Source organism: Bradyrhizobium denitrificans (assembly GCF_013179005.1).
Lineage (GTDB): Bacteria > Pseudomonadota > Alphaproteobacteria > Rhizobiales > Xanthobacteraceae > Bradyrhizobium > Bradyrhizobium denitrificans.
Genome location: NZ_JABFDP010000004.1, coordinates 67,764 through 93,264, shown reverse-complemented (window position 1 = coordinate 93,264; position 25,501 = coordinate 67,764). Strand labels below are relative to the sequence as shown.

Here is a 25,501-nt window from a genome sequence, read left to right as displayed (position 1 = left end):
TGGGATCACGCAGCCATTATCCCGCTCTCGCCCAGTTCCCCACGTTTATTGCGTCGCTCTCGGGGTGGCGGCAGTTCAAGCCTTGCCAAGCACGCTTTTGCATCGAAAATGCGATCGTTGTTCGTTCGCCGCAATGGAGAGAGCCGTGAGCACAGACCGTTCCAGCATCGAGGCCGTCGTGCAGGGTTATTTCGACGCGCTCTACGAGGGCGATGCCGACAAATTGGGCGCCGTGTTCCATCCGACGGCCGATCTGCGCTGGGTCGAGAATGGCGAGCTCAAGATTCTGACCGTGCCGGACTGGCTGGCCTGGGTCCGCAAACGTCCGTCCGCCAAGGCCGAGGGCAAGCCGCGCGAGGACTTCATCGTCACCATCGACCGCTCGGACGACAAGACCGCCTTCATCAAGGTGCACTGTCAGCTGCCACCGCGCTATTTCACCGATTATCTCGTCGCCATGAAGCTGAAGGATGGCTGGCAGATCGTCTCGAAGTCCTACCGCTACGATCTCAGGGACTGAGCCCGGCGCAGCGACGCCCGGCCGATCCCGATGGAAGCTCACTTTCAGATATTCCTGGTCCTGCTGGCGGTGCTGGCGGGAACCGCATTGATCGCGCGGCGCGCCAATCTCGCGCCGGCGATCCTCATGATGCTGGCCGGCATCGCGCTGGCCTTCGTGCCGACCATGCCGGCCTTCGCACTGCCGCCAGAGCTGGTGCTGCTCGTCGTGCTGCCGCCGCTGATCTATTCCTCCAGCGTCGCGATGAGCTGGCGCGAGTTCAAGCGCAATCTGCGGCCGATCGTGCTGCTGGCGGTCGGTTGCGTGCTCTTCACCGCCTCCGCGGTGGCGATCGCGACCCACTATCTTCTCGGCCTCCCCTGGAGCATCGGCTTCCTGCTCGGCGCCATCGTCGCACCGCCTGATGTCGTGGCGCCGCTCGCCATCGCCCGCCGGCTGCATCTGCCGCGCCGGGTCATGGTGATCCTCGAAGGCGAGGGCCTCGCCAACGACGCGACCGCGCTGATCCTCTATCGCTTCGCGGTGGCCGCGATCATCACCGGCACCTTCTCGCTCCCGGTTGCCGCCGGCGAGTTTGCCGCGATCGTGGTCGGCGAGATCGCCTTCGGCATCGGCGTCGGCTGGCTGATGCTGCGCGCCCGCCACTATGCGCGCGACCCGCAGGTCGAGATCACATTGTCCGTGCTGACGCCCTATCTGGCGTTCTGGATCCCCGAGCATGTCGGGGGCTCCGGCGTAATCGCAACGGTCGCCTGCGGCCTCTATATGAGCTGGAACGGGCCGCTGTGGATTTCCTCGGCAACCCGCCTGCAGGGCGTCTTCTTCTGGGACCTCATGATCTACCTGATCGAGGGCATGCTGTTCCTGCTCACCGGCTTCCAGATGCGGCTGATCTACGAGAAGTCGAAGATCTTTCCGCTCGACGAGATCGTCATCGCGACCGCTCTGGTGCTCGCCATCGTCGTGATCGCTCGCTTCGCCTGGACGTTTCCGGCGACCATCCTGCCGCGCCTCTTGAGCAGTTCGCTCCGCGCCCGCGATCCGCTGCCGCCTTGGCAGCAGACCTTCATCATCGGCTTCACCGGCGTGCGCGGCACGGTTTCGCTGGCGACCGCCCTGGCGCTGCCGCTGACATTGTCGACCGGCGATGCCTTCCCCTATCGTGACCAGATCCTATTCATCGCCTTCGGCGTCATCTTCTTCACCCTGATCGGGCTCGGCCTCACACTGCCGACGGTCGTGCAATGGCTCGGCGTCGCCCGCACGGGACGCGCCGAGCATGCCCGCGAGCACGAGCAGGAAATCGCCGCCCGGCGCGAGGCGCTCGACAGCGCACTGCGGTCGCTGGAGACGATGACCAATGATCGCGACCTGTCGGATGAGGTGGTTCGGCTGCTGCGGGCACGCCACGAGGTGCGGGCCAACCAGCTGCCCGAGGGTCTCAAGCCGGATGACAACGACGCGTCCGCGCTCGGCATCGAACTGACGCGCGAATTGATCACGGCGGAACGCAAGTTCATCCATGTGATGCTGCGCGACGGCAAGATCACCGACGAGACCCGCCGCCGCATCGAGCGCGACCTCGATCTGGAGGAGGCAAGCCTCGCCAATCGGGAATACGAGCACCTGCCGCTTTAACGGACGACATCCCGTCCTCGGCCAGCGCTGCTCGTCCGAAATAGCACCCGTTCTCCGGTGGACGAACGGCGCCGATCCGTGAGCCGGATGGCGCCGATGACGCCGCGGCGCATACGCCCGCCGCACGATGCCCCCAGCACGCCGGCGTCGGCCATCCCCGCCAACGACGATCCCGGGTCGCCGTAGCGGAGATGCCGGACAACTTCGATGGATCATGCCCAGGACATGACCGTCGGCACCGTCGCTCGCTCTGATGATCTGATCTGACCAAGCGGCAGCCGTTTGCCGCCAATTTCCGCACGTCAGGCTCAAAAGTTCCGCAGCCGCGGCCTCATGACCGTTTGACAGATTAATTTCGATATCTGAAATTCTATTTCAGAAATGAGGTGCACGATGGCTCGGCTCACCCCGGTGCAACGCAAGACCGATACGGCCCTGCTGGACCCCGGCGAGGATACGCGGATCGTTCAGGGACTGGCTCGCGGCCTCGCGGTGCTCAGGGCCTTCCAGCCCGGCGAGACATCGCTGAGCAATACCGAGCTGGCGGCACGCACCGGTCTCGCCAAGTGCACGATCTCACGGCTGACGCAGACGCTGACCGCGTTGGGCTATCTGTCCTATGTGCCGCGCCTGGGTCGTTACCAATTGGGGGGCGGCGTGGTCGCGCTGTGCCACTCGCTGCTGGCCGGCATGCCGCACCGCCTCGCCGCCCGGCCACTGCTGCAGGACATCGCCGATTTCGCCCGGTTGCCCGCCTCTCTCGGCATGCCGGATCAGAACGAGATGCTGACGATCGAAACAGCGCGGCACGCGGGCCTGCGCCCGCCCCGCTTCGATCTCGGCGCGCGGCTTCCCATCGAAACAACGTCGATGGGACGGGCCTATCTGTTTGCGCTGCCGGCGGACGAGCGCACGCTGCTGCTGCGCCGGCTGCGCCTGAAATGGACCAAGGCGGAGTGGCAGACGATCGATGGCGGCATCGACAAGGCGTTCACGTCGCTGGCCGAGCGCGGCTTCTGCGTCTCGCTCGGCGATAGGCGCCCGGACGTGTTCGCGGTCGGCGCGCCGCTGGTCACGCCCGAGGGGCTGGTGCTCGCGCTCAATTGCGGCGGCATGCCGTCGGAAGTCACGGCCGAGCGGCTCGAACATGAGATCGGTCCACGACTCGCCCGCGCAGCATCACAACTCTCGGCACAGGACCGCAGCCATGCGTGACTTCAGCAGGCCCGGACGCTCGGACGCCATCGGCGAACGCGGCATGGTCTGTACGTCGCATCCGGCGGCGTCGGCAGCGGGCCTCGAGATGCTCCGATCAGGCGGCAACGCCATGGACGCGGCGATCGCCGCCGTCGCCGTCCAATGCGTGGTCGAGCCGCATATGACCGGAATCGGCGGTGACTGCTTCGCTCTGTTATCCTGGAACGGCGCGTCGCCGATCGCGCTGAACGGCTCGGGCCGCGCGCCGCAGGCTGCGACGGCCGCGTGGTACGTCGAGCGCGGCCTGACGGCGATTCCGGACCAGTCGGCCCATGCCGTGACCATCCCCGGCGCGATCGCAGCCTGGTGCACGCTCAACAAGGATTATGGCGCAAAGTCCCTCGCGGAGGTCCTCGCGCCGGCGATCGGCCTCGCCGAGCAGGGCATGCGGGTCACCGCGCGCGTCGCATGGGACTGGGCACGACAGGTCGACAAGCTCTCGCGCGATCCCGATGCCCGCGCAGTTTTCCTGCCTGGCGGCAAGCCGCCGGCGTTCGGTGACCTCTTCCGTAATCCGGCCCTTGGCCGCACCTTGCGTGCGGTGGCTCAAGACGGCGCGGCTGCGTTCTATCGCGGCAGCGTGGCGGAGGCGTTGACACGCAAGCTGCGCGCCCATGACGGGCTGCACAGCATCAACGACTTCGCCAGCGAGCACAGCGACTATGTGCAGCCGGTCAGCACGGCCTATCGCGGCCACACGGTCTACGAATGCCCTCCAGCGGGACAGGGCTTGGCGGCGCTGATGATTCTGCGCCTGATCGAACGCTTCGCGCTCGGCCATGCGCGGCACTCCGAGGCCGACCGGATCCACTATTTGGCCGAAGCGACCAAGGCCGCCTACCGTGCGCGCGACGCCTATTTCTGCGACCCCGCGTTCGGACACACGCCTGCCGCCAGCTTTCTGTCCGACGATTGGACGCAGCGCGCGAGCGATCTGATCCAACCCGACCGCGCCACCGCGCCGGAGGCCTGGGGCGAGATCGAGCACAAGGACACGGTCTATGTCTCCGTCGTCGATCGCGATCTGAACGCCGTCTCGCTGATCAATTCGTTGTTCGCCCCGTTCGGCAGCGGCCTCTACGAGCCCACGACCGGCGTGCTCTTGCATAATCGCGGGCTCGGCTTTCGGACCGATCCGGCGCATCCAAGCGCGATCGCCCCTGGAAAGCGCCCGATGCACACCATCATTCCGGGGATGCTCTATCGCGACGGCCTTCCCATGATGCCGTTCGGCGTGATGGGCGGCCACTACCAGGCGACGGGCCACGCCCACTTCGTCTCGCAGATCCTCGATCACGGACGCAGCGTCCAGGAAGCTGCCGACGTGCCGCGTTCGTTCGCCTTCGACGGCAAGCTGTCTCTGGAGACGGCCATCTCAGCCGACGTGAAGCGCGACCTCGAAGGCCGCGGCCACACGGTCGAGTGGTCTGATTTTCCGATCGGTGGCGCCCAAGCGGTCTGGATCGATCGCGAACGCGGCATTCTGATCGGGGCATCCGACCAGCGCAAGGACGGGATGGCGCTCGGGTTCTAAGGCGGAGAGGGAAGAAGCCATGGATGACCGGATCTCGCAGGACCAACGGACCCCATACCGGGCTTCATCGCCGAACTTCTCCGCCGCTCCCGGTGCTCACCCCTCCGCGATCCATGTCTCCGCGCTCTGCAAGACCTATGGCACCGACGACACCGGCGTCATGGCGTTGGACGACATCAACCTGGACATCCGTGCAGGGGAGTTCGTCACGGTCGTCGGCCCATCCGGCTGCGGAAAATCGACATTGATGCGCATGATCGCCGGGCTGATCGCGCCGAGCCGCGGCGAGATCAGGCTGGGCGGCGACATCGTCCGGGGAACGCGGCGCGACATCGGCATCGTCTTCCAGTCACCCGTCCTGTTTCCGTGGCGCACCGTGCTCGAAAACGTCCTGATTCCCATCGACGTTCAGCGCCGCGGCCGCCAGCAGAACCTGCCGAAGGCGCGCGACCTGCTCGCCATGGTCGGCCTTGCCGATTTCGCCCACCGATATCCAGCGGAGTTGTCGGGCGGCATGCAACAGCGCGTCGGCATCGCGCGGGCGCTGGTGAACAATCCGGCGATCCTGCTCATGGACGAGCCCTTCGGCGCCCTCGACGCCATGACGCGAGAGAACCTCAACGTCGAATTGCAGCGGCTCTGGCAGAGCAACGGCAACACCGTCCTGCTCATCACCCATTCGATCTCCGAAGCCGTCTTCCTCGCCGACCGCGTCGTGGTGATGACCGCGCGACCGGGACGGATCGCCGAAGTGCTGGAGATCGATCTGCCGCGGCCTCGCACGCTCGAGATGATGGGCAGCACCGCGTTCGGCCACTACGTCAACCGCATCAGAACCCATTTCGGCGCCAAAGGAGCGGACTAATGCTCGACCTCGCCTCCGTCGACACGCCGCGCAACCGTCTTCTGAGTGTTCTGCTGCTCGCCGGCCTGCTCGTGAGTTGGGAGGTCGTGATCCGCGTGTTCGGCATCGCGCCCTTCATCCTTCCGGCGCCATCGGCCGTCGCACAGGCGCTGTGGCGCGGCTTTGCGAATGGGCCGTTCCTTCAGCACACTTTGATCACCGTTGCGGAGGTGCTGCTCGGCTTCATCTTCGGCTCCGCCGTCGGCCTGGTGCTCGGCGTCGGAATCGCGCTCAATCGACACATCGCCTATTTCGTCTATCCCTACATCGTGATGTTCCTGTCGATGCCGAAAGTGGCGCTGGCGCCGCTGATCGTGCTCTGGTTCGGCCTCGGCATCACATCGAAGATCGTCACCGCCGCGCTGGTCACCTTTTTCCCGGTGATGGTCAACACCATCGCCGGCCTCAACGCCGCCGATCGCGACGGCATCGACCTGATCCGCTCGCTTGGCGGTACCGAGCGCCAGATCTTCACCATGCTTCGGCTGCCCGCGGCTCTGCCCATGATCGTCGCCGGGCTCGAGATCGCGATGACACTTTCCTTGATTGGAACGGTGGTCGCCGAGCTGATCGGAGCCGAGCAGGGCCTGGGCATGCTGATGCAAAGCATGAATTTCTCCATGGATACCGCCGGCGTGTTCTCGATCCTGATCGTGCTCGCAATCGTCGGCCTGGTCCTGAACCAGGCGCTGAAGTCGGCGCGCCGCCGGATGATCTTCTGGGAAAATGCCGGCCGCGCCGCATCGACCCCATCAAAGCGCGCGTCGCCTGCGACCGAGGTCGAGAACACGCTGGCCGTTTCGCGCTGAGCCAACGTCTCCCCCGGCAGCATGACGTTGCGTGTCGCGGGTCGGTCAAACGGAGGAAGAGGACATGAACTACAAGTCTGCACTCGTCGCCGCATCGCTGGGCGTTGCGGTGCTGCTCCAGGCTACGGCCGCCATCGCGCAGACCAAGGTCAGGGTGGGCTGGTGCACCAGCGTTCCGACCACAGGTGCCGTGCCGTTCGCCGTGGCGACGAAGCTGGGCTGGTTCAAGCAGGCCGGCGTGGATGTCGAGCTCGTCAATTTTCCCGGCTCCTCCGATTGCGTCCGCAATGTCGCCACCGGCGAGGTGCTGGTCGCCGTGCCAACGGTCGATCCAGTCGCCATCCTGAGTCTGACCGGCGTCAGAACCCAGGTGTTCTACACCGCCTATCGCCGCAACATCTTCGGGCTGGCGGTGCCGGCCGACAGTCCCATCAAGACCTACGCCGACCTGCGCGGCAAGAAGATCGGCGTCACCTCGATGGCGTCGGCGGGTGTGATCGTCGCGCGATCGGTCGCCAAATCAACGTCGCTGGACCCCGACCGCGACATTCGGATCGTGGTGTCCGGGCAGCCGGCCCAGACTGCGGTCCTGCTCAAGCGGGGCGACATCGACGCGGTATCGCAATGGGACACGCAATACGCGCTGATGGAACTGGCCGGCGTGCCGATGCGCCAGCTCGACGACAAATCTCTCAGCTCTTTCCCTGCCAACAGCTTCGTGGCCACACCCGACACCATCAAGACCAAGAGCGATCTCTTGAGCCGCATGATGCGCGCCTACACGATGGGCGTGCTGTACACGATCGCCAAGCCGCGCGCAGCCAGCGAGATGTTCCATGCCGTCTATCCGCAGGTGGTCCCGGCTGGCATGGACCCGGTCCAGGCCCTGGACCAGGCCACCACGATGCTCAGCACGGTCATCGCGAAATGGACGCTCGAGTCGACCGACATCCGCTGGGGCGAGAGCAGCCTCGATACCTATCAGCGCTATCTCGACTGGCTCCGCGATGCCGGCATCCTGAAGGACAAGGTGGATGCGCGCGACATCGCGACCAACGAGCTGGTCGACGCCATCAACAAGGACCTTGACCTGAAGGCTGTCGAAGCCGCGCTGGCCAACTAAGTCCGAGCCGCACCCGTCTCATCAACACCCGAGAGAGAAACAGATGCCAGACGCGATATCGATCGACGTTCCACCCAACGATCTCGAAGCCTTCTGGATGCCGATGACGGCGAACCGGCGCTTCAAGAAGACGCCGATGTTCTTCTCCGCCGCCGAAGGCATGTATTATGCGACGCCCGATGGCCGCCGCGTGCTGGATGCGATCGCCGGACTCTGGTGCGTCAATGCGGGCCATTGCCATCCCAGGATCGTCGAGGCGATCAGGGCTCAGGCCGGCAAGCTGGATTACGCGTCGAGCTTCGGCGTCGGTCATCCGCTGGCCTTCCATTTCGCGAACCGTGTAGTCGAGATCGCACCACCCGGCTTTCGCCATCTGTTTCTTGCCGGCTCCGGATCGGAAGCCGTCGACAGCGCCCTGAAGTTCGCCCTGGCCTATCATCGGGCGCGTGGCGAGGGACACCGCCAGCGACTGATCGGCCGGCAGCGCGCCTATCACGGCGTCGGCTTCGGCGGCCTGTCGGTATCGGGCATCGGCTGGCAGCGCGCGCAGTTCGGCGCGTTGTTGCCGGCGACGTCCCACCTGCCGCACACGCATGATCTGGCGCGCAACGCGTTCAGCCGCGGCCAGCCGGCGCATGGCGTCGAATTCGCCGATGCGCTCGAGGGATTGTTGTTCGCGGTCGATCCATCGACGGTGGCCGCGGTCATCGTCGAGCCGGTCGCCGGCGCGGGCGGCGTGCTGCCGCCGCCGCAAGGTTATCTGCAGCGGCTGCGCGAGATCTGCGACCGCCACGGCATTCTGTTGATCTTCGATGAGGTGGTGACCGGCTTCGGCCGGCTCGGCGCCCCCTTCGCGGCCCAGGCCCTCGGGGTCGGCCCCGACCTCATCACCTGCGCCAAGGGCATGACCAGCGGCACCGTGCCGATGGGCGGCGTGTTGATCAGCGATCGCGTTCACGACGGGCTGTCACAGGGGCCCGAGGCGGTTCCGGAACTCGCCCACGGCTACACGTATTCAGGCCACCCGCTCGCCTGCGCAGCGGGACTTGCCGCGCTCGACGTCTACCGCGACGAAGGGCTGTTCGAGCGGGCTGCCCGGCTGGCGCCGATCTGGGAGGATGCGCTGCACGGACTGCGCACGCTCGGACCGGTCAGGGACATCCGCAATCTCGGCCTGCTGGGCGCCATCGAGATCGACGGCGGAGACGGCGCCCCGGGCGAACGCGCGCGCGCCTGCGCCGAGGTCTGCCTGGAGCGCGGGGTGTTCATCCGCGCCCTCGGCGACACCCTGATTCTCTCGCCTCCTCTGGTGATCGACGAGGGACAGATCGGACAGATCGTCGACGCCATCGGCAGCGGCCTCAGGCGACTTGCCGCGTGAGCGCGGGCCGGCGATCGAACGCCGGCACCGGCTGATCCTCAGGACGGGCGCAAACACCTCCTGAGAACGCAAGGCGACATTCGCGGGCGCTTGTGGCCCAGCCGGAGCGATCCGGCGGCCTTACCGCTCGATCATCCAGCGCGTCACCGCCTGGTGGTAGTTCATCGGACCCGGCACGGTCTTATAGGTCTTCACATAGCGGAAGCCGGCCTTCTGCAACGCGCGGTTGGGGGCGGTGTTGTAGGCATGCGGCTCGCAGAACAGCCGCTTGAGCTCGAGCCGCTCGACATAGAGGTCGACGCTGCGGCTGACGCAGGCGGTGCCGAGGCCGCGGCCGCGCAGCTCCGGCGCGGTGACGTGCAGATGCATATTGGCGTGGCTGCCGCGCACGATCCGATCGCAGCTGGAGAAGCCGATCGGCCGGCCGTCGAGTTGCCAGACCACCATCAGCACCGCGCGCTCGGCAACCGGCGTTTCATAGAGTGACTTGAACAGATGGCTCCAGACCGGCCTGGTCGGCATCCGCGTCGGATCGATACCCATCAAATCGAGCTGCTCGACCGTCGACGAATAGAAATAGTCGATGACCATCGCGGTCTCGTCGAGTGTCATGTCGCGGATGTCGAGATTCATCGAGACGCCGTTTCCCCAGGCGTCAGGGTGCCGATCATGCGGGGCTGCAGTAGGGCGGCACGGCGGCGGCGCGTTGCGGCCGATCCGCGGGCGACGAATTTCAGACCGAGGTAAGCTGCACAAGCGGCCAACGGCTGCTGAGTCAGCTGTCGTGCTCACGACGAAATCTTGAAGACGAGATCTTGAGGACGAGATCTCACCGCGGGCTTTGTCTTCTTGAGCTCCACCCGTCTGCAACAGCACCATCGCCGATGGCGACCGGAGTGATGCGCTCGTCTGCTTCCCCACCGTGATGCCGGGCTTGTCCCGGCCATCCACGTCGTTCGGCATCCACGGAAGGACGTGGATGCCCGGACAGCCCGGGCATGACGGAGAAACTCAAGGGCAGACGTTTGCGCCGCGATCTGACGCACCGCGCAATCAGCCCACGGCGCAGGAGGCGCCGCCGGCCCAGATCCGGGCGCGTCCTACTCCGCCGCGGTCACGCTCTCCGGCGCCTTCGCGCCGCTGCCGTAGCGCTGGTCGATGTAGTCGATGACCAGCGCCTTGAAATCGGCGGCAATGGTCGGCCCGCGCAACGTGCGGAACTTCTTGCCGTCGACGAACACGGGGGCGGCCGGGGCCTCGCCGGTGCCCGGCAGGGAGATGCCGATATTGGCGTGCTTGGATTCGCCGGGGCCGTTGACGATGCAGCCCATGACGGCGACGTTGAGATTCTCGACGCCCGGATATTTCGACTTCCAGGCCGGCATTTCCTCGCGGATGAAATCCTGGATCGAACGCGCCAGTTCCTGGAACGTTGTCGAGGTGGTGCGGCCGCAGCCCGGGCAGGCCGCGACCAGCGGCACGAAGGTGCGGAAGCCCATGGTCTGCAGCAGCTCCTGCGCGACCTGGACCTCGAGGGTGCGATCGCCGCCGGGCTCCGGCGTCAGCGAAATGCGGATGGTGTCACCGATGCCCTGCTGCAGGAGGATGCCGAGCGCGGCCGAGGAGGCGACGATGCCCTTGGAGCCCATGCCCGCCTCGGTGAGGCCGAGATGGATGGCGTAGTCGGAGCGTGCGGCGAGGTCCTGATAGACCGCGATCAGGTCCTGCACGGCCGAGACCTTGGCCGACAGGATGATGCGGTCCTTGGGCATGCCGAGCTCTTGCGCCCGTGCGGCCGACAGCAGCGCCGACTGCACCATGGCCTCGCGGGTCACGGCGCGGGCGTCGCGCGGCGTCGCCGACGCGGCGTTCTCATCCATCAGCTTGGACAACAGCTCCTGGTCGAGCGAGCCCCAATTGGCGCCGATGCGCACCGGCTTGCCATATTTGTTGGCGAGCTCGATGATGGTCGAGAACTGGGTGTCGCGCTTGTCCTTGAAGCCGACATTGCCGGGATTGATGCGATACTTGGCCAGCGCCTCGGCGCAGGCCGGATAATCGGTCAGGAGCTTGTGGCCGATGTAATGGAAATCGCCGATCAGGGGCGTGGTGATGCCGCGCTTGTCGAGCTGCTCGCGGATATGCGGGACGGCCGCCGCGGCCTCCTCGCGATCCACGGTGATGCGGACCATCTCGGACCCGGCGCGCGCCAGCGCTGCGACCTGGGCCACCGTCGATTCAACATCGGCGGTGTCGGTGTTGGTCATGGACTGGACCACGATCGGCGCACCGCCGCCCACGGCGACGTTGCCGACCATGACTTTGGTGGTCTGATGCCGGGGAGCGGGTCCGGCGATATCGGTCTGGGTCATGATCTCGGGCTTGTTCATGGGCGCTCGGATATCAGGTTTTGGTGACGTTCAGCAATGGATCAGTCGCGGCCAGGACCGCACGGTTCGGGCGGTTGACGAGAAAAAGCCCAATGATCACAAGCACAGCAGCCAGGCCAAAGGCCAGCGTCAGGGCGTCATGCAGGATGAAATAGCTCGCCACGACCCCGAATAAAGGGGTGATGAAGGTAAATGCCGACAATTTGCTGGCCGAATAGGCCTTGATCAGCGCGAACCAGATCGTGAACGTGGTGCCGACCACCCAGATCGACTGGTAGGCCATCAGCCCGATCACGAAGGGGCTGGGAACCTGGGCCAGCCGTTCGCCGGCGATCAGGGCCGCCGCCGCCATGATCGGGACCGAGACACCGACCTGGTATCCCAGTGCGCGCTCGGGCGCGATGAAGCGCAGCCTTGTGCCTTTGACGAACACGGTGGTCACGCCCCACAGCAGGCCGCCACCGACCACCAGGAGATCGCCGAGCAGCACCCTGCCGTCGACATTGGCCTGGGGAATGCCGATCGCCAGCGCCACGCCGGTGAAGCTCATGGCGAGGCCGCCCCATTGCGCCGGGCCGAGCCGCTCGCCAAGGAAGCGGAACGAGCCGAGCGCGACGAAGAACGGCGCCGTGTAGAGAAACACCACGGCCCGCGACGCCGAGGTCAGCAGCAGGCCCTGATAGATCAGCACGAACTCGAACCCGAATAGCGCCCCCGCGACCAGACCAAGCCCTAGCGTTCCGTCGCGCTCGAACATTTTCACGCCGCGCAGCTGCGCAAAGATCAGCAGCACCGGCAGCGCACCGGCCGATCGGAACGTCGCCTGCAGCAGCGGCGGAATCTCCGGCAGCGCCAGCTTGATCGCGATCTGGTTGAAGGCCCAGGACAGACAGAGCACGAGCACGATGGCGATCGCGCCCGGACCGAGCGGCCGGGTCCCGGCCGGTGGCGATGAGTTTGCGGACATTTGCTCCCGGCCGACGTTGATTTTCGTTGGGCCGAACGCTTATCGCGCTCAGGCCGCCTTCTGGCAATGTGCGCAGAGGCCGGTGATCTCGACCACCGACATCTTGGGCAGGAACCCCGACGCCGCCGCCGCGCTCTTCAAACTCTCCGCAATCGGCGCGGCGGGAACCTCGCCGACGGCACCGCAGCTCTCGCAGATAAGGAACGCCACCAGCGCGGTCTGCTCATGGTCATGCGCGCAGGCGAGAAAGGCGTTGCGGCTTTCGATGCGGTGCACCAGGCCGTTGGCCATCAGGAACTCGAGCGCGCGATACACCGTGATCGGGGCCGGCCGCGGCGCCACCTTCGCGAGTTCCTCGATGATCTCATAGGCGCCGAGCGGCCGATGGCTGGAGAGCAACGCCTCCAACACCTGGCGCCGCAAGGGCGTGAACTTCTGGCCGCGCTGGGCGCAGACGCGCTCGGCGTGGGTCAGACCATCGGCCGCACAGCGGCCATGATCATGGTCCGGCGCCGGGAAGGTGGGTTTTGCGAGGGTCATTGCAGACAATCTAGCATTCCCTTCGGCTCCCGCCAAAGGGCGGGCGGCCGAGCCATGCATTTGTGACAAGGCCCGGCCGCACTCCGTCACCATCAAATATTCATAAGCTTGCTTATTATATTCGAGGCTCATAAGAGCCTCAGCTTCGTTTCCCGCTTGCACCCGAGATCAGCCATGCCCCGCACGTCCGTGGACGTGAATTTCCTGTTTACGCTCGGCGAGTTGCAGCGCCTGGTGCGCGCCTATGCCGACAAGGAGGCGGCGCGCTTCGGCATGACCCGCGCGCAATGGGCGGTGCTCGCCAAGGTCGAGCGCAACGAAGGCCTGAAACAATCGGAGCTCGCCGAGCAGATGGAGATGCAGCCGATCACCCTGACGCGGCTGATCGACAAGCTGGCCGAGGCCGGTCTGATCGAGCGCCGCGGCGACGATACCGATCGCCGCGTCAACCGGCTTTATCTGAAGAAGGCTGCACGCCCCTTGCTCGCCAAGCTGGCGGTGCTGCGCGGCGAGCTGACCGACACCGCCCTTCAGGGCATCAGCCCGGCCGAGGCCGAACGGCTGATGACCCATCTCGAAGCCATCAAAGAAAATGTCAGAAACGCCCTGCAGTCCCTGTGTGACGCGCAGCGAAAGGAGCAGCGCTATGGCTGAGCCAGCCCTGAAACTCGCCCCTGACCAGAAGACCAATCCCGATGCGGCGCCGCCTCCGGCCGTGGAAGCCAAGCCGGCGCGGCCTGGATTTTTGCGGCGTTATCGCCGCCCGCTGCTGCTGGTCGTGCTGCCGCTGCTCGCCGCGGCCGGCGGCCTCGCGCTCTATCTCAATGGCGGCCGCTACGTGACCACGGACGACGCCTATGTCGGGGCGCAAAAGGTGCTCATCACCCCCGACATCTCCGGCAAGATCGTCAAGGTCGTCGTGAAGGAAGGCCAGCAGGTACAGAAGGGCGACGAACTGTTCGAAATCGATCCGGTGCCCTATCGCCTCGCGGTGGACCAAGCCAAGGCGGCGCTGGAGCAGGCGCGCACGAGCTATGAGAATCTCACCGCCAACGTCAAGATCTACGGCCAGATGCTCGATCTGGCACAGCAGGGCATCGACCTGAAGCAGAAGGACGTCGAGCGCAAGCAGACCCTGGCCAAGAACAATTTCGGCTCGCAGCTCGATCTCGACAATGCCGCGAATGCGCTGGTGACGGCGAGCGCGCAGGCGCAGTTCATCAAGCAGCAGCTGTCGAACGCCAGGACGCAGCTGCTCGGCAATCCCGATCTGCCGCTGGAGCAGTTCCCGCCTTACGTCCAGGCCAAGGCCAAGCTCGAGGACGCGCAGCGCGACCTCGACCACACCACCCTGCGCGCGCCGATGCCGGGCGTCGCCACCCAGGTGGACCAGATCCAGCTCGGCCGCTTCGTCACCGCGGGCACGCCGGTGTTCTCGGTGATCGACGTCAGCAATCCCTGGGTCGACGCCAATCCGAAGGAGAGCGACTTCACCTATGTCGCGGTCGGCCAGCCGGTCGAGCTCGATGTCGACGCCTTCCCGAACCATCGCTTCAAGGGCACCATCGGCTCGCTGTCGCCGGGCACCGGCGCGCAATTCGCGATCCTGCCGCCGCAGAATGCCAGCGGCAATTTCGTCAAGGTGGTACAGCGCGTGCCGGTCCGGATCTATTTCGACAAGACCGACAAGTTCGTCACCAGGCTCAAGGCCGGCATGAGCGTCAACGTGTCGATCGACACCGGCCATCAGCGCACGCTGGCGGGTCTTTTCGGCGCCGCCCACGCGGCGGAGAAGGAGGAGTAGCCGCGATGACTGCGCCGGCGGCCTCATCCTCGGCGGTTCCTGGGTTCCGCCGCAACATGGTGACGATCTGCGCCATGACGGCGACGATCATGCAGGCGCTCGACACCACCATCGCCAATGTCGCCTTGCCCTACATGCAAGGCACGCTGTCAGCCTCGACCGACCAGATCAACTGGGTGCTGACCTCCTACATCGTCGCGGCCGCGATCATGACCGCGCCGGTGGGCTGGATCGCCAACCGCTTCGGCCGCAAGCGCACCTTCATCGTCTGCTCGGCCGGCTTCACTATTGCTTCGGTCATGTGCGGTCTGGCCCAGGACATCACCCAGATGGTGCTGTTCCGCCTGTTGCAGGGCGTGTTCGGTGCCTCGCTGGTGCCGCTGTCGCAGGCCGTGATGCTCGACTCCTACGCGCTGCATGAGCGCGCCAAGGCGATGGCGATCTGGGGCATGGGCGTGATGCTCGGCCCGATCATGGGGCCCTCGCTGGGCGCCTGGCTGACCGAGACTTATTCCTGGCATTGGGTGTTCTTCGTCAACCTGCCGTTCGGCGCCGTGACCGTGCTCGGCCTGATGGCCTTCATGGAGGAAACCAAGCCGAATGCGGAACTCACGTTCGACTGGTTCGGCTTCGTCGCGCTCGCCATCGGCATCGGCTCGCTGCAGATCGCGCTCGATCGCGGCGAGGATCAAGGCTGGCTCGAGAGCAACGAGATCATCATCGAGTTCATCATTGCCGGCGTCGGCTTCTACTACTTCCTTGCCCATTCGCTGACCACGCAACGGCCGTTCATCCAGTTCGCGCTGTTCAAGGACCGTAATTTCGTCGGCGGCTGCGTGTTCATGACCGTGATGGGCCTTGTGCTATTCTCGACCATGGCGCTGTCCTCGCCGTATCTGCAGAACGTCATCGGCTATCCGATCATCACCGCCGGCGTCCTCCTGGCGACCCGTGGCTGCGGCACGTTGGTCGCAATGATGCTGGTCGGCCGGCTGTTGCGTTTTATCGAGGCGCGCACCTTGATCGTGGTCGGACTGTCGCTGACGGCGTTGTCGCTGTTCCAGATGACCGGCTGGACCGACCACACCGGCGTGCCCGAGATCATCACCGTCAGCATCATGCAGGGCTTTGGCTTCGGCCTGGTGTTCGTGCCGCTGTCGACCGTGGCGTTCCTCACCTTGCCGGGCCATTTGCGCACGGATGGAACATCAATGCTGACTTTGGTGCGCAACGTCGCAAGCTCGATCGGGATCTCGATCGCGATCGCGCAGCTGACGGAAGGAACACGCCGCAGCCACGCGATCCTGGTCGAGCACATCAACCCGTTCAACCACGCTCTGCAGATGCCGAACGTGGCGGGGCTGCTCAACCTGTCGACCGATGCCGGACGCGCGATGGCCGATGCCATGGTCATGATGCAGGCCCAGATCCTGGCGTTCTCCCACGATTACCAGCTGGTGATGACGTTCATCCTGGTGTCGATCCCGCTCGCCGTCATGATCGGCTCGACCCGCACCGCGCTCCGCGCCCAGTCCGCGCCGGCGGAGCACGCTGTGATGGAGTAGTTCCCGGTATGCGTATGCTGCGGACGCGCGTGCGGCGTTCGGACGCGGCGCGCGTCGGATAGCGAAAAGGTGACCGGCTCGTGATGCAATTGTAACTTCAAGCCGGCCCGATTCCAGCTATCGTTTCCATACCCCACTCGGATCTCTGCGTATGAGTTGCGCGCAGAGACTGCACCTCATGAGCGCCCCACTCGTGATGTGCCGGGCGGGGGCGGTGGCTCCTCCAGCGCCGCCCCCAGCCCCCGGGGATTTTCCGCTCATGAAATGCCGTATTTCGCCTGCAGGCGAGAAAGCCTGCAACGACCACCGCTTAGCGGCTACTTGATCGGGGCGCGCGGCAGCACGGTGTCGCCGATCTCCATGCGGTAGACGTGATCAAGCGCGTACCAGGGCGCGGTGACGTCGGCGTCGGTCGGATGCGGTTCGTCGTGGCGGATGAAGTTGCCCAACAAGGCCTTGGTCACGCCGAACTGCACGTCGCTGTCGATGTGCGGGTCGTGGGGGTCGTAGACCTGCGAGATCAGCACCTTGAAGCCTTGCTTGACGATCAGCGCATGCAGATGCGCCGGGCGATACGGATGCCGGCCCTGCGCCTTCAGGAGCCGGCCGACCACGCCGTCGGTCGGAATCGGATATCCGACCATCATCACCGAGCGGAACCAGAAGCGGCCGTCGTCATCGGTGGTGAACTTGCCGCGCAGGTTCATGTCGGCCTGCTCCGGATCCTGGTTCTCGTAATAGCCGACCGGCGAGGCGTGCCAGACGTCGACCTCGGCGCCGGCGACCGGCGCGCCGTGCGGATCGACCACGCGTCCGGTGACGAACAGCGCCGGACCCGGTGTGGCCGAGCGCACGATCGAGCCGCCATTCTCGGTCCGCGGCGAGTTCAGCCGCCAGAACGGGCCAAGCAGCGACTGCGCCGTCTCGGTGTTGCCGCCATCGCCATTGTTGAGCAGGCAGACCAGCGGCGAGACGCCGAGCGAACCGGCCATCAGCACCACTTCATTGTGGGTGTCGTTGGTGCGCTGTCCCAGTTCAGCGATGAGGGCGGCGGCCTCGCGGAATTCGGCCTCGGTGAGACGGACATCGCGCACGAAGCCGTGCAGGTGCTTGACGAGCGAGACCATGATCTCGCGCAGCCGCGGATTGGAGGTCTGCTCCATCACCGCCAGCACCGCCGGCGTGACGTCCTGTTCGCGGGAGATGGTCATGGCACGATCCCTCGGCATTCTCCGTCATTGCGAGGAGCGCAGCGACGAAGCAATCCAGGGCTACACATGCGACTCTGGATTGCTTCGCTTCGCTCGCAATGACGGCGGAGTATTAGTCGAGCTTCTCGACGGCGAGCGCGACGCCCTGCCCAACGCCGACGCACATCGTGGCCAGCGCGCGCTTGCCGCCGCGGACTTCCAGCCCGTGCACGGCGGTCATCGCGATGCGCGCGCCGCTCATGCCGAGCGGATGGCCGAGCGCGATGGCGCCGCCATGCGGGTTGACGAAATCGGCATCCTCGGCGACGCCGAGCTGGCGCAGGCAGGCGATGCCCTGGCTGGCGAACGCCTCGTTCAGCTCGATCAGGTCGAAATCGGTGATCTTCAGGCCGAGCCGCTCCATCAGCTTGCGCACGGCCGGGACCGGACCGATGCCCATGATGCGCGGCGGCACGCCGGCCGAGGCAAGGCCGAGCACGCGCGCACGCGGCGTCAGGCCGTGCTTCTTCACCGCCGCTTCCGAGGCCAGGATCATCGCGGCGGCGCCGTCATTGACACCCGAGGCGTTGCCGGCGGTCACCGTACCCGGATTGCGCACGATCGGCTTCAGCTTGGCGAGACCTTCCAGCGTGGTCTCGGGACGCGGATGCTCGTCCTTGTCGACGGTGATGGGACCAGCCTTGCCGCCGGGTACGGACACCGGCGTGATCTCGGCGGCGAAATAGCCTGACGCGATCGCCTGGCCGGCGCGCTGCTGGGAGCGGATCGCGAACGCGTCCTGGTCGGCGCGCGACACCTGGAATTCCTCGGCGACGTTCTCGCCGGTCTCCGGCATCGAATCGACGCCGTACTGCTGCTTGATCAAGGGATTGATGAAGCGCCAGCCGATCGTGGTGTCGAAGATCTCGGCCGAGCGCGAGAACGCTTCCGTCGCCTTGCCCTGCACGAACGGCGCTCGCGTCATCGATTCGACGCCGCCGGCAATCGCGAGATCGACCTCGCCAGCACGGATGGCGCGGCCCGCGGCGCCGACCGCGTCGAGGCCGGAGGCGCAGAGACGGTTGAGCGTCTGGCCGGGAATGGAGTCGGGCAGGCCCGCGAGCAGCAGCGCCATGCGCGCGACGTTGCGGTTGTCCTCGCCGGCCTGGTTGGCGCAGCCGAAGAACACCTCGTCGACCGCGGCCCAGTCGAGATTCGGATGCTTGGCCTTGAGCGCCTTCAGCGGCGTCGCCGCGAGATCGTCGGTGCGCACTTTCGCCAGCGAGCCGCCGAAACGGCCAATCGGGGTCCGCACCGCATCGCAAATGAACACGTCTCGCATCGCTCTCTCCCGGGATCTCGATGTTTTCTGGTCAGAATTGACGGCGGTTTTAGGAGTGCGCCGAAGGCAGGTCAAATGACGGGGGCGCGGGGTGGTATGCGTGGCGCCGTCGGATGCGACCTCCCCCGCCCGCGGGGGAGGAGCAAAGCCGGCCACCGTCCGAGGTTCAGCGCAGGCCCCGCCTCAAACTCTCCGTCATTCCGGGGCGGCGCGCGCAAGCGCGACGAGCCCGGAATCGATCGGTCCACACGACCCGCCGCATGATGGATTCCGGGTTCGTGCTGCGCACGCCCCGGAATGACGAGAGGAGAGAGCTGCGATCATCTCAGGCACCATATCGGGGGCGACATTGCCATCGTGGAAAACCGGGACATCGCCTGCAAAGCGGTAGGACCGTCCGGGCAAATTGGCTAGTTTCCGCGCCATGACGATCCAGCAGCCCATCACCGCCCCGGTTCCACAGGAAACCGCGCCCGCCGAGGCGCCGGCCAAGCTCACGCCGATGATGGAGCAATATCTGGACATCAAGGCCGCCCATCCGGGGCTCCTCTTGTTCTACCGGATGGGCGACTTCTACGAGCTGTTTTTCGAGGACGCGGAGGTCGCGTCGAAGGCGCTCGGCATCGTGCTGACCAAGCGCGGCAAGCATCAGGGCCAGGACATCCCGATGTGCGGCGTGCCGGTGGAGCGCTCCGAGGACTATCTGCACCGGCTGATCGCGCAAGGCATCCGCGTCGCCGTCTGCGAGCAGATGGAGGATCCGGCGGCAGCGCGGGCGCGCGGTAACAAGAGCGTGGTCAAGCGCGGCGTGGTGCGCGTGGTGACGCCGGGCACGCTCACCGAAGACAATCTGCTCGATGCCCGCGCCAATAATTATCTGCTGGCGATCGCGCGCAGCCGCGGCTCCTCCGGCGGCGACCGGCTCGGGCTCGCCTGGATCGACATTTCGACCTCGGACTTCATCGTCACCGAATGCGCCTTCGCCGAGCTGACCGCGACGCTCGCCCGCATCAATCCGAACGAAGTGATCATCTCGGATGCGCTGTATTCGGATGAAGTCTTCGAACCGGTGCTGCGCGAGCTCGCCGCGGTGACGCCGCTGACGCGCGACGTGTTCGACGGCGCCACCGCCGAGCGGCGGCTGTGCGACTATTTTGCCGTCGCCACCATGGATGGGCTGGCCGTGCTGTCGCGGCTGGAAGCGACCGCAGCGGCCGCTTGCGTCACCTATGTCGAGCGCACCCAGGTCGGCCAGCGCCCGCCGCTGGCGCCGCCGGCGCGCGAGGCGACCGGCAGCACCATGGCGATCGACCCGGCCACCCGGGCCAATCTCGAGCTGACGCGCACGCTCGCCGGCGAGCGCCGCGGCTCGCTGCTCGACGCCATCGACTGCACGGTGACCTCGGCCGGCTCACGCCTGCTGGCGCAGCGGCTTGCGGCGCCCTTGACGGAGCCGGCGCAGATCGGCCGCCGGCTCGATGCCGTCAACGTGTTCGTCGCCGACAGCGCCGCGCGCGAGGACATCCGCGCGATCCTGCGCGGCGCGCCGGACATGACGCGCGCGATGGCACGGCTGTCGGTCGGCCGCGGCGGCCCGCGCGATCTCGCGGCCTTACGCGACGGCATCCTCGCCGCCGACCAGGCGCTCGGGCGGCTGTCGGCGCTGGATCAGCCGCCGCAGGAGATCGCGGCCGCGATGGCGGCGCTGGCGCGGCCGGCGCGCGCGCTCGCCGAAGAATTGAGCCGCGCGCTCGACGAGCAGTTGCCGCTGATCAAGCGTGACGGCGGCTTTGTCCGCTCAGGCTATGATTCGACCCTCGACGAGACGCGCAATCTGCGCGACGCGTCCCGCCTCGTCGTCGCCTCGATGCAAGCGCGCTATGCCGACCAGACCGGCGTCAAGGCGCTCAAGATCCGCCACAACAACGTGCTCGGCTATTTCGTCGAGGTCACCGCGCAGCACGGCGATAAATTGATGTCGGCGCCGCTGAACGCGACCTTCATCCATCGCCAGACGCTCGCCGGACAGGTGCGCTTCACGACATCGGAGCTCGGCGAGATCGAGGCCAAGATCGCGAACGCCGGCGAACGCGCGCTCAATCTCGAGCTCGAGATCTTCGACCGGCTGTGCGGACAAGCGCTGGCGATCGGCGACGATCTGCGCGCTGCGGCCCATGGCTTTGCGATGCTCGATGTCGCGACTGCGCTGGCCAAGCTCGCGGTCGATGACAACTACATCAGGCCGGAGGTCGACGGCTCGCTCGGCTTCGCCATCGAGGGCGGCCGCCATCCGGTGGTCGAGCAGGCCTTGAAGCGCGAAGGCCAGCCCTTCATCGCCAATTCCTGCGATCTGTCGCCGACGCCGGGGCACAAAAGCGGCCAGTTGTGGCTGCTCACCGGCCCGAACATGGCGGGTAAATCGACCTTCCTGCGCCAGAACGCCTTGATCGCCCTGCTCGCGCAGATCGGCTCGTTCGTTCCGGCGACGCGGGCCCGCATCGGCATCGTCGACCGGCTGTTCTCGCGCGTCGGCGCCGCCGACGATCTGGCGCGCGGACGCTCGACCTTCATGGTCGAGATGGTCGAGACGGCGGCGATCCTCAACCAGGCCGGCGAGCGCGCGCTGGTGATCCTGGACGAGATCGGCAGGGGCACCGCGACCTTCGACGGCCTGTCGATCGCCTGGGCCGCGATCGAGCATCTGCACGAGAGCAACCGCTGCCGCACGCTGTTCGCCACGCATTATCACGAGCTGACGGCGCTCGCCGCCAAGCTGCCGCGGCTGTTCAACGCCACGGTGCGGGTCAAGGAATGGCACGGCGACGTGGTGTTCCTGCACGAGGTGCTGCCCGGCTCCGCCGACCGCTCCTACGGCATCCAGGTCGCGAAGCTCGCCGGCCTGCCGCCGGCCGTAATCAGCCGCGCCAAATCGGTGTTGGCGAAGCTGGAGGCCGCCGACCGCGGCCAGAACGCGCGGGCGCTGGTCGATGACCTGCCGCTGTTCGCCGTACCGTCGCGCGCGGCGGCCGAGCCCGCGATGTCGAAAGAAGCGGAGGAGCTGATCGCCGCGGTCAAGGCGCTGCATCCCGACGAGATGACGCCGCGCGAAGCGATGGACGCGCTGTATGCGCTGAAGGCGAAGCTGCCGAAGGGCTAATTTGTCTCTCCGTCATTGCGAGGCGCCGTTGCGCCGAAGCAATCCAGGGTCCCATCCGAGCCCTGGATTGCGTCGCTTCGCTCGCAATGACGGGGGATGGAGCTAGCGAATCGCGGGCGCCGTCTTTCTCCCCAGCCACCACAGGCCGAGATTCCACCCGACGCAAGTCGCCAGCGCGCCGCTCAAGCCGGCGACGGCGCCCAGATGCAGGCTGCCGAGATGCAGCACGACCACCGCCAGCGAGAAGCCGATCAGGCCCCAGGCGCCGTTGGCCATCACGGCGGCGGTCGCAGGACCGCCGATGCGCGGCTGCAGGATCAGCATCATCGAGGTGAAGACGATCGGAAACAGCGCCAGGATGCCGGAGACGCTGGGGCCGGCCCAGCCGGAGACAGAGGTGACCGTGGCAACGAGTGTCGCGACCAGCGAGGCGCGCAACGGCACGTCGTACCAGCGCCGCGTGAGCAGCGGCATCTTGGCATGGCGATAGCGCTGCAGCAGCGGGAGGCAGATCGCGAAGGTGATGATGTTGGCGACGATGCCCATCGCGAGCGTCCATTGCACGCTCTTGATCAGCGACGCCAGACCGAGCCACACCGCGACGGCGGTGGCGCTCGCAATCCACACGCTGTGGCGCTGTGCCAGCACGGCGTAAGCGAGGCTGAGAAAGATCGTCGCGGCGTTGATCGGCAGACTGGTCAGTGCTCCTTCCGCGATGAACGCGGCATCGTGGTCGAGCGCCAGGAACACATAGGTCGGCCCCGCCGAGATCGGCAGGGTGGCGACCAGCGCACCGATCACCGGCCCGGTGCGCTCGGCGATCATCGACGCCGACACCACGAACGACGCCGCGATCGCCATGCGCAGACCGAGGACGAGCAGTAAGGTGGGATCGAGGGACATGTCCAGCCGTCGTCCCGGGCAAGCGGACCGCGGCGATGCGCACGCACCGCCACGGCGAGCGCTGACCCGGGACCCATAACCACAGGCGGTCATGAGAAAGAGCAGATCGGAGTGACCAACCGGGTCAGCGATGACCGACGGTGGTTATGGATCCCGGCTCCGCATGCGCAATTACGCACGAGGCCGGGACGACACCGTTGCTAGCGGCTACGCCGCCACCCGCTTCAAACTGACCGAGACCTTCGGGCCGTTCTTGATGGTCTGGTAGACCACGCAATAGCGCTCGGTGAGCTTGAGCAACAGGTCGAGCTTGTCCTGCGGGGCGTCGGTGTCGACCTCGAAGCGCAGGCGGATTTCCTGGAAGCCGACCGGGGCCTCCTTGTCGACGCCGAGCGTGCCGCGGAAATCAAGATCGCCTTCAGCCAGCACCAGCCCGCTCTTCAGCGGGACTTCGACGGCGGTGGCGACGGATTTCAGCGTGACGCCGGCGCAGGCGACCAGCGCCTCCAAGAGCATGTCGCCGGAGCACAGTTCGAGCCCGGAGCCGCCGGTGGCCGGATGCAGGCCGGCGACGGCCAGCGCGCGGCCGGTTTCGAGCTTGCAGGTCAGGCCTTCGCCGCCGACCTCGCCCTTGGCCTTCAACGTGATGACCGCAGCGGAGGGATCAGCCTTGTAGCGTTCCTTGATCGGCGCCTGCATGGCGCGCAGCTCGGCAGCATCCATTGTCGTTCTCTCCCGGATTCATTTCCTACCATTCGCAAGAGATGTACCGGGCCGCGCCGCCGATGTCACCACCACAGCCCGCCGCCCGCGTCACGCCTGCCCTGCATGTCCGGCACCGTCCGGTCGAGCGACCGGTCCAGCGCGGTCAACACATGGCGCTTGAACTGTTCGAACAGCGGCGCATTGCGGTCGCGCGGGCGCGACAAATTGATGGTGATCTCCTCGAACAACCGGCCGGGATGCGGCCGCATCACCAGCACGCGGTCGGCCAGCACCACCGCTTCCTCGACATCGTGGGTGACGAGCACCAGGGTCGGGCGGGTATCGGCCCAGAGATCGAGCAGATGGTCCTGCAAATCCTTGCGGGTGAAGGCGTCGAGTGCCGAGAACGGCTCGTCGAGCAGCAGCACCTCCGGCTGCGCCACCAAGGCGCGGGCGATCGCGACGCGCTGCGCCTGGCCGCCGGACAATTCGCGCGGCCAGACCTTGGCCTTGTCCGCAAGGCCGACGCGCGCCAACGCCTTGGCCACGCGCTCGCGGCGCTCGGCCGCAGGCAGCTCGGACAGGCCGAAGCCGATATTGTCGGCGACCGTGAGCCAGGGCAGCAGCCGCGGCTCCTGGAAAATGATGCCGACCTTGGCGTGTGGCGCCGTGATCGTCTCGCCGTCCAGCGTCACGGTGCCGGCGCTGGCGCGGTCGAGCCCGGCGACAGCGCGGAGAAGCGTCGACTTGCCACAGCCGGAGCCGCCGATGATGGCGATGATCTCGCCGAGCTGGATCTCGGCCGAGAACCGCTCCAGCGCGTGGACGCCGTTGGGATAGACCTTGGTGACGGACGCGAGCTGCAGCATCAGGCCGCTCCGCTCTGGCGCGCGAAACTGTCCTGCCAGCGCAGCAGCGGCGCGGTGGCGATCTCGAGCAGCCAGTCGGTGGCCTTGCCGATGATGGCGAAGATCACGATGGCGGCGACGATCTGCGCCGGCTTGCCGAGCTGCTGACCGTCGATCAGCAGGTAGCCGAGGCCTTCGGACGCGCCCATGAACTCGGCGGCAACGACGAACATCCACCCCAGACCGAGGCCGACGCGCAGCGACACGACATAGGCGGGCAGCACGGCCGGCAGGAGGATGCGGCGGATCATCGCCGGGCCGGAGAGGCGGAAGATGCGGCCGACCTCGACGATCTTGCGGTCCACCGACAGGATCGCGCCGGTCAGGCCGAGATAGACCGGGAAAAACACGCCGACCGCGATCAGCGCCACTTTCGAGGTCTCGAAGATGCCGAGCCACAGGATGAACAGCGGCACCCAGGCGATCGAGGGGATCGCGCGCAGCGCCTGGATGGTCGGATCGACCAGCCGGCGGGCGAGACCCCAATAGCCGCAGATGCCGCCGAGCAAGGTGCCGGCGGCGACGCCGAAGCCGAAACCGATGCCGACGCGGGAGAGCGTCGCGACGATGTGCCGGGTCAGCTCGCCCGAGCGGGCGAGCTCGGCGATGGTGGTAAAGACCTTTGACGGCGGCGGCACCAGCCGGCCGTTCGACCAGCCGCCCCAGACGGCAAGCTCCCAGGCGAGTGCGAGCGACAGCGGCAGCAGCAAGCCGAGCAGCGGACGCGTCAGCCGCGTGAGCCATGGCTGGCTGGCGGTCTGCGGTGTCGCCGCCGCGGCGGGGGCCTGGAGTTCGACGGTCATGGTCATAGTGAGAACAGTGTCTCGCGCGAGAATGCAAGGCGTGACGATGGCGTTCATGCCG

At 66.5% G+C, this 25,501-nt stretch carries 22 protein-coding genes; 12 read left to right on the top strand and 10 right to left on the bottom strand.

Annotated elements, in window-relative coordinates; translation table 11 throughout:
- Positions 1–145 precede the first annotated feature (145 nt).
- The 8 genes from HL671_RS05230 to aptA all read left to right on the top strand — a co-directional run bounded on the left by HL671_RS05230 (position 146) and on the right by aptA (position 9,166).
- Positions 146–520, top strand: coding sequence for a nuclear transport factor 2 family protein (locus HL671_RS05230; RefSeq protein ID WP_172235811.1), 375 nt, complete (start codon positions 146–148; stop codon positions 518–520).
- Between the two features lie 30 nt (positions 521–550).
- Positions 551–2,158 (top strand): Na+/H+ antiporter, encoded by a 1,608-nt coding sequence (locus tag HL671_RS05225; protein WP_172235810.1) that lies wholly within the window; start codon positions 551–553, stop codon positions 2,156–2,158.
- Between the two features lie 393 nt (positions 2,159–2,551).
- Complete coding sequence (locus HL671_RS05220) at positions 2,552–3,373, top strand: IclR family transcriptional regulator (protein WP_172235809.1); 822 nt, start codon at positions 2,552–2,554, stop codon at positions 3,371–3,373.
- The gene (ggt, locus tag HL671_RS05215) at positions 3,366–4,949 is read left to right on the top strand and encodes a gamma-glutamyltransferase (protein ID WP_172235808.1); all 1,584 of its coding nucleotides are present in this window, start codon (positions 3,366–3,368) and stop codon (positions 4,947–4,949) included. The genes HL671_RS05220 and ggt overlap by 8 nt, the downstream gene beginning before the upstream one ends.
- A gap of 19 nt (positions 4,950–4,968) precedes the next feature.
- A complete protein-coding gene (locus tag HL671_RS05210; protein WP_172235807.1) occupies positions 4,969–5,814 on the top strand; it encodes an ABC transporter ATP-binding protein in 846 nt (281 codons plus the stop codon).
- On the top strand, positions 5,814–6,662 hold the full coding sequence (locus HL671_RS05205; RefSeq protein ID WP_172235806.1) for an ABC transporter permease: 849 nt from the start codon (positions 5,814–5,816) through the stop codon (positions 6,660–6,662). The genes HL671_RS05210 and HL671_RS05205 overlap by 1 nt, the downstream gene beginning before the upstream one ends.
- Positions 6,663–6,726: 64 nt before the next feature.
- Positions 6,727–7,785, top strand: coding sequence for an ABC transporter substrate-binding protein (locus HL671_RS05200; protein WP_172235805.1), 1,059 nt, complete (start codon positions 6,727–6,729; stop codon positions 7,783–7,785).
- 43 nt (positions 7,786–7,828) lie between these two features.
- Positions 7,829–9,166, top strand: a complete 1,338-nt coding sequence (gene aptA / locus HL671_RS05195) for an omega-aminotransferase AptA (protein WP_172235804.1) — start codon at positions 7,829–7,831, stop codon at positions 9,164–9,166.
- 120 nt (positions 9,167–9,286) lie between these two features.
- Here aptA and HL671_RS05190 read toward each other — a convergent pair whose 3' ends face one another.
- The 4 genes from HL671_RS05190 to HL671_RS05175 form a co-directional block, all read right to left on the bottom strand.
- Positions 9,287–9,799 carry a GNAT family N-acetyltransferase gene (locus tag HL671_RS05190; protein WP_012047369.1) on the bottom strand — a complete coding sequence of 171 codons (513 nt, stop codon included), beginning with the start codon at positions 9,797–9,799 and terminating at the stop codon, positions 9,287–9,289.
- 467 nt (positions 9,800–10,266) lie between these two features.
- Entirely contained in the window at positions 10,267–11,556 is a 1,290-nt protein-coding gene (gene ispG / locus HL671_RS05185) for a flavodoxin-dependent (E)-4-hydroxy-3-methylbut-2-enyl-diphosphate synthase (protein ID WP_012047370.1), read from the bottom strand.
- 13 nt (positions 11,557–11,569) lie between these two features.
- Positions 11,570–12,523: a DMT family transporter gene (locus HL671_RS05180; RefSeq protein WP_012047371.1), complete on the bottom strand. Its 954-nt coding sequence runs from the start codon at positions 12,521–12,523 to the stop codon at positions 11,570–11,572.
- 48 nt (positions 12,524–12,571) lie between these two features.
- The gene (locus HL671_RS05175; RefSeq protein WP_172235803.1) at positions 12,572–13,063 is read right to left on the bottom strand and encodes a Fur family transcriptional regulator; all 492 of its coding nucleotides are present in this window, start codon (positions 13,061–13,063) and stop codon (positions 12,572–12,574) included.
- A 174-nt stretch (positions 13,064–13,237) separates the two neighbouring features.
- Between HL671_RS05175 and HL671_RS05170 the strand changes: the two genes are divergently transcribed.
- From HL671_RS05170 to HL671_RS05160, 3 genes are read left to right on the top strand one after another with little or no spacing between them, the layout of a single operon-like run.
- Positions 13,238–13,717, top strand: a complete 480-nt coding sequence (locus HL671_RS05170) for a MarR family winged helix-turn-helix transcriptional regulator (protein WP_012047373.1) — start codon at positions 13,238–13,240, stop codon at positions 13,715–13,717.
- A complete protein-coding gene (locus HL671_RS05165; RefSeq protein ID WP_172235802.1) occupies positions 13,710–14,867 on the top strand; it encodes an HlyD family secretion protein in 1,158 nt (385 codons plus the stop codon). The genes HL671_RS05170 and HL671_RS05165 overlap by 8 nt, the downstream gene beginning before the upstream one ends.
- A gap of 5 nt (positions 14,868–14,872) precedes the next feature.
- Entirely contained in the window at positions 14,873–16,432 is a 1,560-nt protein-coding gene (locus HL671_RS05160; RefSeq protein ID WP_041751121.1) for a DHA2 family efflux MFS transporter permease subunit, read from the top strand.
- 317 nt (positions 16,433–16,749) lie between these two features.
- Here the strand turns inward: HL671_RS05160 and HL671_RS05155 are convergent, their stop codons facing one another.
- Positions 16,750–17,643, bottom strand: a complete 894-nt coding sequence (locus tag HL671_RS05155) for a dioxygenase family protein (RefSeq protein WP_012047376.1) — start codon at positions 17,641–17,643, stop codon at positions 16,750–16,752.
- 112 nt (positions 17,644–17,755) lie between these two features.
- Positions 17,756–18,964, bottom strand: coding sequence for a 3-oxoadipyl-CoA thiolase (gene pcaF / locus HL671_RS05150; RefSeq protein WP_172235801.1), 1,209 nt, complete (start codon positions 18,962–18,964; stop codon positions 17,756–17,758).
- Positions 18,965–19,388: 424 nt separating this feature from the next.
- Here pcaF and mutS point away from each other — a divergent pair, with 424 nt between their 5' ends.
- Positions 19,389–22,121 (top strand): DNA mismatch repair protein MutS, encoded by a 2,733-nt coding sequence (gene mutS, locus HL671_RS05145; RefSeq protein WP_172235800.1) that lies wholly within the window; start codon positions 19,389–19,391, stop codon positions 22,119–22,121.
- A gap of 102 nt (positions 22,122–22,223) precedes the next feature.
- On the opposite strand, the gene HL671_RS05140 is transcribed toward mutS, so the two are convergent.
- The 4 genes from HL671_RS05140 to HL671_RS05125 form a co-directional block, all read right to left on the bottom strand.
- Positions 22,224–23,024 carry a hypothetical protein gene (locus HL671_RS05140; protein ID WP_172235799.1) on the bottom strand — a complete coding sequence of 267 codons (801 nt, stop codon included), beginning with the start codon at positions 23,022–23,024 and terminating at the stop codon, positions 22,224–22,226.
- 207 nt (positions 23,025–23,231) lie between these two features.
- Complete coding sequence (locus HL671_RS05135) at positions 23,232–23,747, bottom strand: OsmC family protein (RefSeq protein ID WP_172235798.1); 516 nt, start codon at positions 23,745–23,747, stop codon at positions 23,232–23,234.
- Positions 23,748–23,812: 65 nt separating this feature from the next.
- On the bottom strand, positions 23,813–24,598 hold the full coding sequence (locus HL671_RS05130) for an ABC transporter ATP-binding protein (protein WP_012047381.1): 786 nt from the start codon (positions 24,596–24,598) through the stop codon (positions 23,813–23,815).
- Complete coding sequence (locus tag HL671_RS05125) at positions 24,598–25,446, bottom strand: ABC transporter permease (protein WP_172235797.1); 849 nt, start codon at positions 25,444–25,446, stop codon at positions 24,598–24,600. Before HL671_RS05125 ends, HL671_RS05130 begins: the two co-directional genes overlap by 1 nt.
- Positions 25,447–25,501: the final 55 nt, after the last annotated feature.

What these genes read in the sequence shown, in the direction of transcription:
- HL671_RS05225 (WP_172235810.1), top strand. Translation starts at nt 551, where the DNA reads ATGGAAGCTCACTTTCAGATATTCCTGGTCCTGCTGGCGGTGCTGGCG.
- HL671_RS05220 (WP_172235809.1), top strand. Translation starts at nt 2,552, where the DNA reads ATGGCTCGGCTCACCCCGGTGCAACGCAAGACCGATACGGCCCTGCTG.
- ggt (WP_172235808.1), top strand. Translation starts at nt 3,366, where the DNA reads ATGCGTGACTTCAGCAGGCCCGGACGCTCGGACGCCATCGGCGAACGC.
- HL671_RS05210 (WP_172235807.1), top strand. Translation starts at nt 4,969, where the DNA reads ATGGATGACCGGATCTCGCAGGACCAACGGACCCCATACCGGGCTTCA.
- HL671_RS05205 (WP_172235806.1), top strand. Translation starts at nt 5,814, where the DNA reads ATGCTCGACCTCGCCTCCGTCGACACGCCGCGCAACCGTCTTCTGAGT.
- HL671_RS05200 (WP_172235805.1), top strand. Translation starts at nt 6,727, where the DNA reads ATGAACTACAAGTCTGCACTCGTCGCCGCATCGCTGGGCGTTGCGGTG.
- aptA (WP_172235804.1), top strand. Translation starts at nt 7,829, where the DNA reads ATGCCAGACGCGATATCGATCGACGTTCCACCCAACGATCTCGAAGCC.
- HL671_RS05190 (WP_012047369.1), bottom strand. Translation starts at nt 9,799, where the DNA reads ATGAATCTCGACATCCGCGACATGACACTCGACGAGACCGCGATGGTC.
- ispG (WP_012047370.1), bottom strand. Translation starts at nt 11,556, where the DNA reads ATGAACAAGCCCGAGATCATGACCCAGACCGATATCGCCGGACCCGCT.
- HL671_RS05180 (WP_012047371.1), bottom strand. Translation starts at nt 12,523, where the DNA reads ATGTCCGCAAACTCATCGCCACCGGCCGGGACCCGGCCGCTCGGTCCG.
- HL671_RS05175 (WP_172235803.1), bottom strand. Translation starts at nt 13,063, where the DNA reads ATGACCCTCGCAAAACCCACCTTCCCGGCGCCGGACCATGATCATGGC.
- HL671_RS05170 (WP_012047373.1), top strand. Translation starts at nt 13,238, where the DNA reads ATGCCCCGCACGTCCGTGGACGTGAATTTCCTGTTTACGCTCGGCGAG.
- HL671_RS05165 (WP_172235802.1), top strand. Translation starts at nt 13,710, where the DNA reads ATGGCTGAGCCAGCCCTGAAACTCGCCCCTGACCAGAAGACCAATCCC.
- HL671_RS05160 (WP_041751121.1), top strand. Translation starts at nt 14,873, where the DNA reads ATGACTGCGCCGGCGGCCTCATCCTCGGCGGTTCCTGGGTTCCGCCGC.
- HL671_RS05155 (WP_012047376.1), bottom strand. Translation starts at nt 17,643, where the DNA reads ATGACCATCTCCCGCGAACAGGACGTCACGCCGGCGGTGCTGGCGGTG.
- pcaF (WP_172235801.1), bottom strand. Translation starts at nt 18,964, where the DNA reads ATGCGAGACGTGTTCATTTGCGATGCGGTGCGGACCCCGATTGGCCGT.
- mutS (WP_172235800.1), top strand. Translation starts at nt 19,389, where the DNA reads ATGACGATCCAGCAGCCCATCACCGCCCCGGTTCCACAGGAAACCGCG.
- HL671_RS05140 (WP_172235799.1), bottom strand. Translation starts at nt 23,024, where the DNA reads ATGTCCCTCGATCCCACCTTACTGCTCGTCCTCGGTCTGCGCATGGCG.
- HL671_RS05135 (WP_172235798.1), bottom strand. Translation starts at nt 23,747, where the DNA reads ATGGATGCTGCCGAGCTGCGCGCCATGCAGGCGCCGATCAAGGAACGC.
- HL671_RS05130 (WP_012047381.1), bottom strand. Translation starts at nt 24,598, where the DNA reads ATGCTGCAGCTCGCGTCCGTCACCAAGGTCTATCCCAACGGCGTCCAC.
- HL671_RS05125 (WP_172235797.1), bottom strand. Translation starts at nt 25,446, where the DNA reads ATGACCATGACCGTCGAACTCCAGGCCCCCGCCGCGGCGGCGACACCG.